General features: G+C 68.5%; 12 protein-coding genes. 7 read left to right on the top strand and 5 right to left on the bottom strand.

Annotated elements, in window-relative coordinates; genetic code table 11:
- Positions 1 to 20 precede the first annotated feature (20 nt).
- The 6 genes from ASD42_RS27910 to ASD42_RS27885 all read left to right on the top strand — a co-directional run bounded on the left by ASD42_RS27910 (position 21) and on the right by ASD42_RS27885 (position 6,849).
- On the top strand, positions 21 to 3,146 hold the full coding sequence (locus ASD42_RS27910) for a circularly permuted type 2 ATP-grasp protein (protein WP_056821996.1): 3,126 nt from the start codon (positions 21 to 23) through the stop codon (positions 3,144 to 3,146).
- The gene (locus ASD42_RS27905) at positions 3,143 to 4,039 is read left to right on the top strand and encodes a transglutaminase family protein (RefSeq protein WP_056821994.1); all 897 of its coding nucleotides are present in this window, start codon (positions 3,143 to 3,145) and stop codon (positions 4,037 to 4,039) included. Before ASD42_RS27910 ends, ASD42_RS27905 begins: the two co-directional genes overlap by 4 nt.
- Positions 4,040 to 4,042: 3 nt before the next feature.
- Entirely contained in the window at positions 4,043 to 5,110 is a 1,068-nt protein-coding gene (locus ASD42_RS27900; RefSeq protein ID WP_056821990.1) for a zinc-binding metallopeptidase family protein, read from the top strand.
- A gap of 118 nt (positions 5,111 to 5,228) precedes the next feature.
- Positions 5,229 to 6,110: a bile acid:sodium symporter family protein gene (locus ASD42_RS27895; protein ID WP_056821988.1), complete on the top strand. Its 882-nt coding sequence runs from the start codon at positions 5,229 to 5,231 to the stop codon at positions 6,108 to 6,110.
- A 116-nt stretch (positions 6,111 to 6,226) separates the two neighbouring features.
- Entirely contained in the window at positions 6,227 to 6,478 is a 252-nt protein-coding gene (locus ASD42_RS27890; RefSeq protein WP_056821985.1) for a type II toxin-antitoxin system Phd/YefM family antitoxin, read from the top strand.
- The gene (locus tag ASD42_RS27885; protein WP_056821983.1) at positions 6,475 to 6,849 is read left to right on the top strand and encodes a type II toxin-antitoxin system VapC family toxin; all 375 of its coding nucleotides are present in this window, start codon (positions 6,475 to 6,477) and stop codon (positions 6,847 to 6,849) included. Before ASD42_RS27890 ends, ASD42_RS27885 begins: the two co-directional genes overlap by 4 nt.
- Before the next feature lies 1 nt (position 6,850).
- Here ASD42_RS27885 and ASD42_RS27880 read toward each other — a convergent pair whose 3' ends face one another.
- The 4 genes from ASD42_RS27880 to ASD42_RS27865 form a co-directional block, all read right to left on the bottom strand.
- Complete coding sequence (locus ASD42_RS27880; protein ID WP_056821980.1) at positions 6,851 to 7,567, bottom strand: type 1 glutamine amidotransferase; 717 nt, start codon at positions 7,565 to 7,567, stop codon at positions 6,851 to 6,853.
- The gene (locus ASD42_RS27875) at positions 7,564 to 8,799 is read right to left on the bottom strand and encodes a Mur ligase family protein (protein WP_056821978.1); all 1,236 of its coding nucleotides are present in this window, start codon (positions 8,797 to 8,799) and stop codon (positions 7,564 to 7,566) included. The genes ASD42_RS27880 and ASD42_RS27875 overlap by 4 nt, the downstream gene beginning before the upstream one ends.
- Before the next feature lie 63 nt (positions 8,800 to 8,862).
- Positions 8,863 to 10,617, bottom strand: coding sequence for a hydroxysqualene dehydroxylase (locus ASD42_RS27870; RefSeq protein ID WP_056821976.1), 1,755 nt, complete (start codon positions 10,615 to 10,617; stop codon positions 8,863 to 8,865).
- 186 nt (positions 10,618 to 10,803) lie between these two features.
- Positions 10,804 to 11,730 carry an EamA family transporter gene (locus ASD42_RS27865; RefSeq protein WP_056821973.1) on the bottom strand — a complete coding sequence of 309 codons (927 nt, stop codon included), beginning with the start codon at positions 11,728 to 11,730 and terminating at the stop codon, positions 10,804 to 10,806.
- A 71-nt stretch (positions 11,731 to 11,801) separates the two neighbouring features.
- On the opposite strand from ASD42_RS27865, the gene ASD42_RS27860 reads away from it, so the two are divergent.
- Entirely contained in the window at positions 11,802 to 12,701 is a 900-nt protein-coding gene (locus ASD42_RS27860; RefSeq protein ID WP_056821971.1) for a LysR family transcriptional regulator, read from the top strand.
- 30 nt (positions 12,702 to 12,731) lie between these two features.
- Here the strand turns inward: ASD42_RS27860 and ASD42_RS27855 are convergent, their stop codons facing one another.
- Positions 12,732 to 14,198 (bottom strand): MinD/ParA family ATP-binding protein, encoded by a 1,467-nt coding sequence (locus tag ASD42_RS27855; RefSeq protein ID WP_371852061.1) that lies wholly within the window; start codon positions 14,196 to 14,198, stop codon positions 12,732 to 12,734.
- Positions 14,199 to 14,497: the final 299 nt, after the last annotated feature.

Here is a 14,497-nt window from a genome sequence, read left to right as displayed (position 1 = left end):
CAATCAACACAGGAGGCTCGGTGGCTCAGCGCGACGAAGCGCAACGGGGCGGGAATCGGCAGGGATCGGGCGTACGCGCCCAGGTTGCCGAGCAGTTCGCGCGGTATCGGGTTGAAAGCTCGGCGGGTTCGCGCTTCGACGAGTGCGGCAGGCCGACCACGGGCTATTACGACGAGTTGGTCGACGGGCGCGGGCGGGTGCGGTCGATGTGGTCGGAGTTGTCCGCCGACTTCATCGATCAGGGGATCGGCGGGATCGACCGGATCGATCACCGGGTGCGCAGACAGATCGAGGACGACGGCGTCACCTACACCGAGGTCGGTCTCGGCGGCGAGGACGACACCGCGATACCGCAACCGTGGCGCCTCGACCCGATTCCGCTGCTGGTCTCGGCCGAGGACTGGACCCGCCTGGAGACCGGGCTGGTGCAGCGCTCGCTGGTGCTCGACGAGGTGCTCACCGATGTGTACGGCCCGCGCCGACTGCTGAGCTCGGGTCTGCTGCCGCCGGAGGTGGTGTTCGGCAATACCGGGTATGTGCGGGCAGCGCACGGCATCACGATCCCCGGCACCCACCAACTGTTCCTGCATGCCTGTGACATCAGCCGTTGGAGTGACGGGCAGTTCCGGGTGCTGGCCGACTGGGCGCAGGCTCCTTCGGGCGCCGGGTACGCCCTGGCCGACCGGCGCGTGGTGGCCTCGGCGATCCCCGAGGCTTTCGAGCACGCGGGGCCGCGTCCGCTCAGCCCGTTCGCCAGGGCCATGCGGTTGATGCTCGAGGAGGCGGCGCCCGAGCTGGCCGACGAGGAAGAGCCGGTCGTTGTCGTGCTCAGCCCGGGTTCGCATTCCGAAACCGCTTTCGACCAGGCATATCTCGCGCAGATGCTCGGTTTTCCGCTGGTCGAGAGCTCCGACCTGGTGGTGCGCGACGGCGCGTTGTGGATGCGCTCGCTCGGCAGCTTGGAACGGGTCGATGTGGTGCTGCGGCGCGTCGACGCCGAGTTCTCCGACCCGCTGGATCTGCGACCCGATTCGCGGCTGGGTGTGGTGGGTCTGGTCGAGGTGCTGCGCCGCGGAGCGGTGACGGTGGTGAACACCCTCGGCAGCGGACTGCTGGAATCGCCCGCGCTGAGCCCGTTCCTGCCGCGCATCGCCCGCTCGGTGCTCGGCGAGGATCTGTTGCTCGACGCGACCCCCACGTACTGGGGTGGCGACGACACCGAACGCGCGCACCTGGTGTCGCACGTCGGTGATCTGGTGCTGCGCTCCGCCGTCGACGGCTCCACGATCTTCGGACCGAGCCTGTCGGCGGCCGAACGCGCCGACCTCGCCGCCCGGATCGAGGTCGAACGGTGGAAGTGGGTGGGGCAGGAACCCGCCGAGTTCTCGGTCGCGCCCGCGGTCGACGGCCCGGCGGGGTTGGCGCCCGCGCCGGTGGGCATGCGGTTGTTCTCGCTGGCCAGGCGGGGCGGCTATACGGCGATGTCGGGTGGACTCGGCCAGCAGCGCATGCGGCTCGAACCGACCCGCAGCGTGATCAAGGTCGCCGCCAAGGACGTGTGGGTGCGCGCGGCCCCGGCCACCGTGCCCGCGGTGGGTTCGGAAGCGCCGCCAGAGGAGCGGTTGCGCAGGGCGGTGCCGGTCGTCGAGGCGATCAGTTCACCGCGTGTGCTCAACGACCTGTTCTGGATGGGCCGCTACAGCGAACGCGCCGAGTCGGTGGTGCGCTTGCTCGCCGCCACCCATGACGTCTATCGGGACTACCGCTACCGCCCCTGGCTGGACGGCGCCGAAGCCTTGCCGATCCTTATGCGCGCCCTGTCGATCACCACGGGCACTGTCGCTCCACAGTCGGTGCTGCCCGACGGAATCGGTCAGTTGACAGCGGTGCGGTCCCGAGATGACGCTGCTGCTGAAGACTCGAATTCCGTTTCTGAGCACGAGGATTCGGCAGGTGACGAAGAGCCCGCTCGCGACACGCCGTCATCGAGCGACGAAGAAGCAACGGAGGCAGTGCGGCACGACGCTCCGTCCGAGCCGATGGCAGCACAGTCGGCGGTGCAGAGTCAGACCGCCGGACAGGATCAATCCACAGCTGGTGAGCCGGAACCCGATTCCGGGGTCGATGAGGCGGAGGCGCCTTGGGAGCGGGCAGGAACCAGTGCGCTGGCGCGCGCGTTGCGCACCACCGGCCTCACGCCCGAACGTGGTCCGGAGCCGGTTCCCGAGCCCGAGCCCGAGCCGGTTCTCGCTCGGTCGCGGCAGGCGCAGGGCCAGTTCACTCATCGCCCGATGGATTCCAGTGGTCAAGAGGGTGTCGCCGCGCGACGTGCGGTGGCGGGGGCTTCGGCCGAGGGCTTCCAGTATCTGGCTTCGGTGACCGGGGATCGTGAGCTGGCCGGGTCGTTGTCGTACGCGGTGGATCACTACGGGTCCGCCGCCCGGGCGGTGCGCGATCAGCTCTCCGGTGACACCTGGATGATCGTCGGTGCTGTCGATCGCGCGCTGGCCGAATTCCGCAGTGCCAGTGCCGACCAGGAGACGGCGCTGTCGGCGGTGCATTCGCTGACGCTGGCGGCGTTGCTGTCGCTGTCGGGGATCGGGGCCGAGTCGATGGTGCGCGACACCGGCTGGTACGTCATGGATATCGGCAAACGGATCGAGCGTGGGCTCGCCGTGACGTCGCTGATCAATGCCGCTCTGGGGCAGCGGAGTTCGGCCGAGGCGCAAGGAGTGGTCGCCGAGGCCGTGCTCACCGCGACCGAGTCGGCGGTGAGTTACCGTCGCCGCCATCGTGGTGCGCCGCGCGTTGCCGCGCTGGCGGGATTGCTGCTGTTCGATGCGGGCAATCCGCGTTCGCTGATCTATCAGCTCGACCGTCTCGAGGCCGATTTCCAGGCACTGCCGGGCGGTTCCGGCGTCTCGCGCCCGCAGCGGCTGCTCGCCGATGCCCAGCGCATGCTGCGCCGGGTCGACCCGGCCGACCTGGAGAACACCGATGACGACGGCGTACGGACCGAGCTGGTGGAACTGCTGGAGGGGGTGCACTTGCGACTGCGCAAGCTGGCCGAATCGTTCGAAACCACCAAACTCGCTGTCCCGGCGGGCATCCAGCCCCTCTGGGGTAACACCAGGATGGTCGGATGACCCGGCGATACATGGTGGTGCACCGCACCACCTACAGCTACTCCGACGAGGTGACCAGCTCCTACGGTCGCGCGTACCTCACCCCGCGCGAGTACCCGGGCCAGCGCTTGCTCGAGCACGAGATCTACATCGACCCCGTCCCCTCGGACCGCTCGGTGGGCACCGACGTCTACGGCAACACCACGACGTATTTCCATGTGACCTCCGAGCATCGCAATCTCGAAGTCACCGGTGAATCCCTGGTCGATGTCGACGGCGAACACCCGGGGAGCATGCCGGGCGTCGATATGCCCTGGGAGGCGGCGCGTCCGAGCACCGCCACCGGACCGCTCGCCGTCGAGTTCACCCTCGACCTGCTCCCGCCCGAGATCACCCCCGACGTGATCGTCTACGCGGCGGAGAGTTTCCCGCCGGGCAGGCCGCTGCTCGAAGCCGTTACCGAGCTGAACACGCGCATCCACAACGACTTCCAGTACCGCTCGGGCTCCACCACGGTGAGCACCAGCGTGGCCGACGTGTTCGCCGCCCGCGAAGGCGTCTGCCAGGACTTCGCCCGGATCGGCGCGGCCTGCCTGCGCTCGCAGGGCCTGGCCGCCCGCTACGTCTCCGGCTACCTCGCCACCGACCCGCCTCCGGGTAAGGAGCGCATGGTCGGTGTGGATGCCACGCACGCCTGGGCGGCGGTGTGGTTGCCCGGTACCGACGACACCGATCGCACCGGCCGCTGGATCGCCTTCGACCCCACCAACGACCAGTTCGCCGACGAGCGGTACGTGACGGTGGCGTGGGGCCGCGATTACCAGGACGTTCCGCCGCTGCGTGGCATCATCTACACCGATGCCAAGCAGTCCACAATCAAGGTGTCGGTCGATGTAGCTCCGGTGGAGGTGTAGTCCGTGCGTGACTTCGTTTGTCCGAATTGCGGTCAGCAACTGGCTTTCGAGAACTCGGTTTGCCTATCGTGCCGCAGCGCATTGGGTTTCAGCCTCGGCGAGCGTGCGCTGGTGGTGATCGGCGACCCGCCGAGTGACGAGGCGATCGACCACGTGGCGGGCGTCGTCGACAGCGACCGCTTCCGCCTGTGCGACAACCTGCATGTGGCGCAGTGCAATTGGCTGGTCGACGGTGACGCGTCCGGCCCCGGTCTGTGCGTGTCGTGCAAGCTCACCAGGACCAGGCCCAACGACACCGATACCGACGGCCTCGCCGCCTTCGCCGAGGCCGAGACGGCCAAACGGCGATTGATCTTCGAACTGGTCGAGCTCGGCCTGCCGATCGTCGGCCGCGACGAGGATCCCGAGCGCGGGCTGGCCTTCGATCTGCTGTCCAGCCGGACCGACGACGTGCTCACCGGCCATATGAACGGCGTGGTCACCCTCGACTTGGCCGAGGCCGACGACCCGCACCGCGAGCAGTTGCGCGTCGAGATGGCCGAGCCGTACCGCACTCTGCTCGGCCACTTCCGGCACGAGACCGGGCACTACTACTTCTCCGTGCTGGTCGCCGATGACGTTGCCCTGCAACGTTTTCGCGACCTGTTCGGCGATCCCTTCGCCGACTACCAGGCGGCCCTGGACCGCCACTACTCCCAGGGCGCGCCCAGCGGCTGGAAACGCGACTATGTCTCCTCCTACGCCACCATGCACGCCGCCGAGGACTGGGCCGAGACCTTCGCCCACTATCTGCACATCCGCGACACCCTCGATACGGCGGCGGCCTTCGGCCTCGCACCCGCGGGCGCGACCCTCGACCGCCCGCAGATCGGCCGCGCGGGGTTCGACAAGATCATCGAGCTCTGGCTGCCGCTGACCTGGTCGCTGAACATGGTCAACCGCTCGATGGGCCGCGACGACCTGTACCCCTTCGTCCTGCCCGAACGGGTGCTGGAGAAGATGCGCTTCGTCCACGATCTGTGCACCGGCAGTCATGCCGCGGCCCCGGAGGCTGTCGTCTCGACGGGGTGAGACCTTGTCGATTTCACTGCGACGAGCGTCACAGCTGGCTACGCTGCCTGATTGAGACCAATGCGTCTCAATCCGGTCGGTACCTCGACTCGGACTGCTCGACGAGAAGTGTGTGGCTATGAACTCTCCACTGGTATCAGTCGGTCTGCCGTTGGCGCTGGCGGTGATCATGTTCGGCCTCGGGCTCTCGCTCACCGGCGCCGACTTCGCCCGGATCGCGAAGACGCCGCGCATCGTCGCCATCGCGCTGGTGTGCCAATTGCTGGTGCTACCGGTGGTCGCGTTCGGTCTGGTGCTGCTGTTCGACCTGACGCCGATTCTGGCGGTCGGCATGATGCTGCTCGCCGCCTCGCCCGGCGGGACGACCGCGAACCTGTTCAGCCACCTGTTCCGTGGCGACGTGGCGCTGAATGTATCGCTGACCGCGGTCAATTCGATCATCGCGGTCGTCACGGTGCCGGTGGTGACGAACTTCGCCATCGGTTACTTCGAGCCGAGCGGCGAGGACGGTTCGGTCGGTCTGCAGCTGAGCAAGGTGATCCAGGTGTTCGCCATCGTGCTGGTTCCGGTCGGCCTCGGCATGCTGGTGCGCCGCTGGTCGACGGAGTTCGCGGATCGGATGGACAAGCCGGTGCGCATCGGGTCGGCGATCACGCTGCTGCTGGTGATCGTCGGCACCATCGCCAGCGAGCACGAGACGCTGGCCGGCTCGCTCGCCGACGTCGGAGCCATCACCGTCGTGTTCTGCCTGATCAGCCTGACGGTCGGCTACTACCTGCCGCGCCTGCTCGGCGTCGCCGACCGCCAGGCCATCGCCTGCTCGTTCGAGGTCGGCATCCACAACAGCACGATCGCCATCACCATCGCGATCAGCGTGCTCGACAGCACCGAAATGGCCATTCCCGCCGCGGTGTACGGCGTGCTGATGTTCCCGCTCGCCGGGCTCGTCGGCTGGCTCATCACCCGTGGACAAGTACGGTCAGCGGTCGCTGCGGAGTGAGTCACGCGTGCTGCCGTGGGTGACGAGCAGAACCGTCTTGCGGCGGTCTCCTTCAGCGGTGCGGACAGTGCCTAGCGCCCCTTTCAGCGGACTAACCTCTTAGCTAAGGAGGCGTCATGGCAGGGAGCGCGGCGGAACAGTTCAATATTCACGACGCGAAGACGAACCTGTCGCGCATCATCGAGCGGGTGGAGCAGGGGGAGGAAATCGTGATCAGTCGTGCCGGAACTCCGGTCGCCAAGGTGGTGCCGTTGAGCCGTCGGGTCAATCGCACCGGGCGTGGTTCGCTGCGTGGTCGGGTGGAGTTGTCCGCTGATTGGGATTCGCCCGAGACCAACGCCGATATCGCGCACGACTTCGACGCATGAGCCTGCTGCTGGATACCCATGTGATCCTGTGGTGGCTGACCGACGACTCGACCCTCGATCCAGAGCTGCGGGAACGGCTCGACCACGATCCCGATGTCTATGTCAGTGCGGCATCGGTATGGGAGATCGCGATGAAGCAGGCGTCGGGAGAGCTCGCAGGTCCTGCCGACCTACCCGAGCGGGTGGTGGGCGGCGGGTTCCTGCCGCTGGCTATCGATGCGCGCCATGCGATCGAGGCGGCACGTCTGCCGATGATCCATCGTGACCCCTTCGACCGAATTCTGGTCGCCCAGGCTCGTTGTGAGGAGCTGACGCTGGTCACCCGCGACCCGTATTGCCTCCAGTACGAGGTCGATTCGCTGCGCTGCTGACTCAGGCGCGCAGGCGCTCCTTGCGGAGTCGGTCCACCTCGGGGAGGTCGAGGGGGGTCAGCTCGGCGGCCGGGATGCCGAGGGCCATGGCGATGAGGAGGTCGGCCAGCTCGGGGTTGCGGGCCAGCGCGGGGCCGTGCAGGTAGGTGCCGAAGACCGAACCCTGGACTACGCCCTCGGTGCCGTCGCCCACGCCGTTGCCGACACCACGGGTGACGCGGGCGAGCGGGGTGGCGTCGGCGCCGAGAGTCGTTCCGCCCCGGTGATTTTCGAACCCGGTGAGGGGTGCTTTGAGCCCGGGAACGAGGGGAGTGGTCGTCACTTCGCCGATGGCGCGAATCTTCTGGGGGGAGGTGGTGACGTCGAAAAGGCTCACGCCGTCGACCTTTTCGCCCGCCGAGGTCTCGTACCAGTTGCCGAGCACCTGGATGGCGGCGCAGATGGCGAGGACCGGAGCGCCCTTGGCGGCGGCCTGCTGGAGGCCGGGGTACTTCTGGAGATGGCGGGTGGCCAGCCGCTGGGCGGAGTCCTCGGCGCCGCCGAGGGTGTAGATGTCGAAGGAGTCGGGGACGGGATCGGCGAGGGTGATGTCGATGATCTCCGCGTCGTAGCCGCGCATGCGCAGGCGTTGACGCAGGACCAGCGCATTGCCGCCGTCGCCGTAGGTGCCCATCACGTCGGGCAGGACGAGGCCGATACGAAGGGTTGACTCGCTCACTTGCGGGCCTCCAGGTCACGGTTGAGATCGCGGAACGCGGTGTAGTTGGCCAGCACCTCGACGTGCCCGGCGGGACAGGACGCGATGGCGCGCACCGGATCCGGAATGAGCGTGTGTTCGACGCCGGCGTAGGTCAGGCGCACCGCGAGGTCGGTGGCGCGCTCGCCCGAGGCGACCACCTGCACGCCTTCGAAGTGCTCGAACCGCACGTCCCACAGCCACGACAGGTCCTCGCCATCGGGCACCTGACCGTTCACCGCGATCACCAGACCGGCCGAGGTCGGCTCGATCATCGACAGCGCTTCCTGCCAGCCCGCGGGGTTCTTGGCCAGCAGCAGACGGGCATCGTGTTCGCCGACGGTGACGGTGCGGTAGCGGCCCGCGATCTCGCGCACGGTGCCGGTGGCATCGGTCGCCTTCGCCGGCTCGGCGCCCATCGCGACCGCTGCGGCCACGGCCTGGGCCGCATTGCCGCGATTCGCGCGACCTGGCAGGGCCAGATGCAGCGGAGCGCGGAAACCGTCGGGGCCGCACAGGTCTTCGCCGTCGAGCCACCACACCGGTTGCGGGCGGTGGAAATCGGCGCCGGTCGAGCGCCAGTTCTCGCCCTCCCAGACGATCGGCTCGCCGCTGCGCGGACAACTCGTGGCGTCGACGGCCCAGCCGCTGCCCGCCGACACCCACACCACATTCGGGTGGTCGTAGGCGATGGAGGCCACCAGCACGTCGTCACAGTTGGCGATGACGACCGCGTTCGGATGACGCGAGAGCCCGGCGCGCAGCTTGCGTTCGATCATGTTGATCTCGCCGACCCGGTCGAGCTGGTCGCGGCTGAGATTGAGCAGCACCACGGCGGCGGGGTCGAGCGCGTCGCTCACGTGCGGCAGATGCAGCTCGTCGACCTCGATCGCGGCCAGCGCCACACCGGGGTGCAGTCTGAGCGCGGCCACGATGCCCGCGTCCATGTTGGCGCCGTCGGCCTGAGTGGCGACATCGCCGAGCGTGCCCAGCGCCGCGGTCGTCATCCTGGTGGTGGTCGACTTACCGTTCGTGCCGGTGATCAGCACTGTTCGCCGACCGCGTCCGAGCTGCGTCATGATCGACGGATCGATCTTCAACGCGATCAGGCCGCCGATCATCGAACCCTTGCCGCGACCCGCCTTCTGCGACGCCCACGACGCTGCCGCCGCTGCTCGCAAGGCCAATCGCCCACGCACCGAGATGTCTGCCACGCCGCGAGTCTATGTGCGTACCGTCCGGGCGCGCGTGCGGGAGCGGTGTGAGCTGCGTCCGGGTCAGGCCGGGTCGTCGAAAAGGTTGGGCAGGCCCTTGGCGTAGCGGTCGATGTCGAGGAGCCGCAGCGGCTCGAGTTCGGGGGTGCGGCGCAGGCGGAAACCGCGGCAGCGCTGCGCCGACGAGCCCGCCACGTCGAGCAGCGCGTTCACCGCGGCGCGGGCCGACTCGTTGGCGCCCTCCATGGTCGCCAGGTCGATATCGGTGCGCACGTAATCACCGGCGAGGAACAGGTTCTCGATCGATCCGTGCGGCTCCGGCCGGGCATCCCACGAGCCCGCGGTATTGATGAGCAACGGGTCGGCATTCGCGTTGCGACTGCCCTGCCAGGTGATTCCCGGATCGAGAAACCAGGAATGCACGTCGGCGGGGCGAAGCAGTTGTTCGCGATCGTTGAGATGGCTGCTCAGCTGCTCCCAGACTTCGCGGAAGATCTCCTCGTGGGTGCATTCGACGGCGGGTTTGCCGTAGAGCATTCCGGGCGAATTCCAATCGGAGATATCGACCGAAAGACAATCGGCCACCGACCCGTCGCCGAAGGACGGAAGTTTGTCGGTCCACAGCTGATTCTGGCTGATCGAGGTGAGTGACCACGGCGAATCCACATAGGCCGTGTGTCCGCGCGAAATACGCAGTGGCGCACGGAAATAGATCTGCATTCCGTTCATCCAGTCGACGAAGAGCCGATCCGTCACGGCGAGTTCCGGCGCCACGGCGAGCACTTGCGACGACCACAGTTTTCTGGCCTGTTCCACCGGCAGCGCCACCACGAAATAGTCGGCCTCGACGGTGCGCGCCCCCGTGGCATCGGTGATCCGCGCGGCGCGGATCCGCCGGTCGCGTACCTCGAGTTCGCTCACCCGTGCGCCGAGTTCGAAACGAACGCCGAGGTCACGCAGGTGGCGCACCCACGGGTCGATCCAGGCGGTGTTGGTCGCGTTGTTGAGCACGCGGTCCAGGCCCCCGTCGTTGCCGAGGCCGAGCGGATTGCCGAGGAACTGTTCGCCCATGCTGCCGATGGTGCGGGTACTGGCCAGGTTCTCCTTGGCGGCGACCATGATGGAGGTGAGCGATCTGGACACGACCGCGCGGAACTCGTGCGAACGCTCGTGCCCGCGCACGAAGTCGTACCAGGAGGTGTGCTCCCACTGCCCGAATCGGCGGGCATCGCAGCTGGTGTTGAACACCATCAGCCGGTTGGCGAAGAACATGCCCTCCGCCGCCGACATCCTGGCGGTCGTGGCGATGGTGGCGGCCAGGGTTTCCCTGATCGAATCCGGGGTGGCCTGTGTGGCGGTGATGCCGTCGGGCAGGGCGAGCAGGATGTCGTCGCCGTCGCGGCGCGAGAACCTGGCCTCCGGCACCGAGACGAGGTTGTTCCACACGCCGTCGGCGTTGCCGGCGAACGGAATTCGGCGCATCGTGTCGGGCAGGTTCTGATAGAAGCCGGGAAAGAAGCGGAACCCGTGCTCGCCGGGCAGATCGGGTCTGCCGTCGCGGCCGGTGCCCGGCACGCCCATGCTGCGCGCCTTGCCGCCCAGCGCCCGCGCCTCGTACACGGTGACCTCGAACCCGCGCTCGGCCAATTCATGGGCGGCGGTCAGTCCGGCGACACCGCCGCCGAGAACGGCGACCCGTCGGCCGGGTGGCGCGGCGAATCCCGGCGCTCCCGCTACGGCCCCCGCCGATATCACCCCCGCTGCGACCGTGCCGCGAAGTAGGTTCCTTCGCGAAACGGGCCACCGCTGTTCCGCCATATGCTGTTCAGCTGCCTTGCTCGAGTATTGCCTGGGATTTGCCACCACTCTAGAGCGCGGCGAAGACCTGGCTGTATCGACCTGTGCGTCGTTCGCGAGCTCGAAACCGACCGGTCGCACAACAACCGCATCGGCGACCGGTCACATGCTAGCCAGAGCTCGAGAGATCGTGGGTCGAAATCGGGTTCAGGCTCGGGCCAATTCGGGAGTGGGGGCGGGCGACGCTGCCTTCGTGAGTCCACGGCCGGTGGTGGCCGCGAAGGCCCCCGTGATCACGATCGCCCCGCCGACCAGTGCGGCCACCGACGGCTGCTCGTCGAGTACCGCCCAGGCGGCCGCGATGCCGACGACCGGCACGAGCAGCGACAACGGCGCGACCGTCCCCGCGGGGTAGCGGCTCATCAGGTAGGTCCACAGGCCGGATCCGCAGACGGTGGCGAGGACGGCGATGTAGGCGAGCGCGGCCAGTGCGGGCAGGCCGTCGGCGGAGAACGCGGCACCGATCGCGCGGAAACCGGTTCCAGGGCCCTCGACAACCATCGACAGGGCCAGCATCGGCAGCACGGGGACCACCGACATCCACAGCGTCAGGTGCATCGGGTTGTAGCCGGGGGAATCGGCGCCGGCCTGGCGGGCGCCGATATTGCCGAACGCCCAGCCGAGGCCGCCTGCCAGAGTCAGCAGGACGGGCAGCAGGGTGGCATGGGCCATCCGATCGGCGCCGATCACCACCATGCCGAGCACGGCGACGGCGAGGCCCGCCATCTGCACGGGCCGTAACCGCTCGCGCAGCAGTACCGCGCCGAGCACCACCGTGAACGGCGCCGACGACTGCAGCACCAGTGAGGCGAGACCGGTCGGCATCCCGGTGCGCATCGCCGTGAACAGGAACGCGAACTGCAGGATGCCGAAGCCGGTGCCGTAGAGCAGCAGCCAGCGGGTGCGAACGGCGGGGCGCGGGATGAAGATCAGCACGGGGATCGCGATCACGGCGAAGCGCAGTGCGACGAAGAAGAAGGGCGGGAAGTGGTCGAGGCCGATGCGGATGGCCAGGAAGTTCAGGCCCCAGAGCACGACGACGGTCAGTCCGAGCAGGCGGTCACGGGAGGTCACGCCCTTATCGTGCGGGCCGCTAAAGATCAGCACAATCGAATAAATATGGATGGATAACGTAGTTTTACTTCATGTTCTCGATCGAGCGATTGCGGATTCTGCGCGAGCTGGCCGACCGTGGCACCGTCGCCGCTGTCGCCGAGGTGCTGTCGATGACGCCGTCGGCGGTCTCGCAGCAGTTGAAGGTGCTGGCCAGGGAGGCCGGGGTCGCGCTGCTCGAACCGGACGGGCGCCGGGTGCGGCTCACCGACGCGGGCCAGGCGCTGGTGTTGCGGGCCGACGACGTGCTCGCCGCGATGGAGCGGGCTACCGCGGAGATGGCCCACTATCGGGGCTCGCCGCGCGGGCAGGTGCGGGTGGCGTCGTTCCCGTCCGGGGCCGCGCTGCTGCTGCCGCCCGTGCTGGCCACGCTGGCCGCCAGCGGGGTCGAGCTGGTGGCGGGTGACGAGGACCTACCGCCGAGTGAGGCGTCGAAACTGCTGGCCGACTACGACATCGTGCTCACCCATCGCGACGAACGCGCGCCGTCGCTGTCCGCGCCGCGGCTGGCGGCGCGGGTGCTGATGCGCGAGCCGATCGATGTCGTCGTCGCGCCGGATCATCCACTGGCCGGGCGGTCTTCGGTGCGTCCGGAAGAACTCGCCGATGAGACCTGGGTGAGCGTGCGCGGTGGGTTCCCGGTCGACGATGTGCTCGAATCCATTGCCACCGTCACCGGGGTGCGGCCACGGATCGCGCAGCGGCTCAACGAGTTCCGAGTGATCGAGACGCTCGTGGCCTCCGGCTACGGTGTCGCGCTGATGCCGCGCTACGCCGTAGCCCACCCCGACCTGTCGGTACTACCGTTGGCCGGGGTCCGCGCGGCCAGGGTCTACGAGATCATCACCCGCCCGCAGGCGCACCGCAGCCCGGCCGTCGCCACGGTGCTCGACGCGTTCGAGGCCGCGGCGCGCGAAGTCATCGCGCGGTGACGGACCCGCGCACCGAGAATTCGTTCTCCGTCAGAACTGGCCTGGCTGGTACTGCTGACCCGGGTAGGGCTGGCCCGGCTGATACTGCTGTTGCTGGGGCTGGCCGTGGTAGCTGAAGTCGTCGGCGACCATCGCGGCCAGTTCGAGCAGGGCCCGCCTCGTCGGCTTGCTGACCAGCTCGAGGTCGATCTCGGCGCCCTCGGCCAGGTGATCGTCGAACGGAACGATCTGCACGGCGCGGGTGCGGTCGAGGAACAGCTTGCGTAGCTGGTCGAGGTCGACCGTGGACGCGCCACGGCGCGAGGCGTTCACGACGACGACAGTGCGTTCGACCAGCTTGCTGTAGCCGTGGTGGTCGAGCCAGTCCAGCGTCGCCGAGGCGCTGCGCGCACCGTCGATGGCGGGGGAGGTGACCAGCACCAGCGAGCTCGCCATATCCAGCACGCCCGACATCGCCGAGTGCATCAGACCGGTGCCGCAGTCGGTGAGGATGATGTTGTAGAACGACTGCAGGATGCCGATGGCCTTGCGGTAGTCGGCCTCGCTGAAGGCCTCCGACACGGCCGGATCCTGTTCGGAGGCAAGCACTTCCAGGCGGCTCGGGGCCTGTGAGGTGTGCGCGCGAACATCGGAGTAACGGGTGATCTGCTGGTCTTCGAGCAGGTTGCGCACCGTTGAGCGGGTCTGTCGCGGCACCCGGTGGGCGAGGGTGCCCAGGTCGGGGTTGGCGTCGATGGCGATCACGCGGTCACCGCGCTGGGAGGCGAAGGTGGAGCCGAGACCGACCGTGGTGGTGGTCTTGCCGACGCCGCCCTTGAGCGAGAGGATCGCGATCCGGTAATCGCCGCGCACGGGCTGGTTGACCCGCTCGCCGAGATCGCGGTAGACGACATCGGCCGCCGACTCACCGGGGTTGATCACACCGCCGGACACCTTGTGCACGGCCTTGCGCCACCCGCTACGCGGTGACTTGCGCGCTCGCTTGAGCAGGTTCAGATCGTTGACCGAATGGCCGGGCTGGTTCGGTGCCTGCATGTGCTGTGGCTGGAACGGTTGCTGCTGCGGGGGCGGACCGCCCCACTGCTGGCCGGGCGGCGGACCCGCCGGACCCGGCTGGCCGAGCTGACCCGGGAACTGCCCCGGGTGACCGGGGAACTGCCCCTGCTGCTCGGGCTGGCCGAGAGGCATCCCGCCCTGCATCGGCTGCTGGTACATCGGCGGCGGCGGCGGAGCCCAGCTGTAGATGGGCTCGGACTGCGGCCCCTGCTCCTGCGCGGGAAACTGTTGCTGCTGTTCGGGACCGGGGTAGGGCTGGCCCTCGGCGCCCGGATACTGCGGCTGCTGTTCGGCGCCGGGGTACTGCGGCGGCAGGCCCGGTTGCGGCTGCTCGCCGGTCGCGTGCGGGCCGGGGTAGGGCTGTTCGGCGCCCGGCTGACCCGGCAGCCACGGCTGCTCGCCCGGCTGGCTCGGCCACGGCTGCTGCTCGGGGCCGTTCATCGGCGGCGCGCCGCTGTTCTGATACGGATCGGGCACCGAGTACGGAGCACCCTGCGCGAACTGACCCGGCGGCGCGAAACCCGCGGGCTGATACACGGTTTGGTCGGCGAGGCCGGCATGGCCGGGCTCGGCGACGGGCTGATCACCGGTCGACGGATCGCTGACTTCACCGACTGGGTCGGCGGCGGTTTCGGCGGGCTCGATGTCGTCCTCGGTCGCGGTCTGCACACCGGAGGGACCGGACGCAGCTTCGGACGCGTCAGCCGACGGACTCTGCAGCCACGGCGGCGAGGTCGGAT

Origin of the sequence: Nocardia sp. Root136, from assembly GCF_001427185.1 — a bacterium.
Classification (GTDB): Bacteria; Actinomycetota; Actinomycetes; order Mycobacteriales; family Mycobacteriaceae; genus Nocardia; species Nocardia salmonicida.
This window is presented reverse-complemented; position numbering and strand designations above follow the sequence as displayed.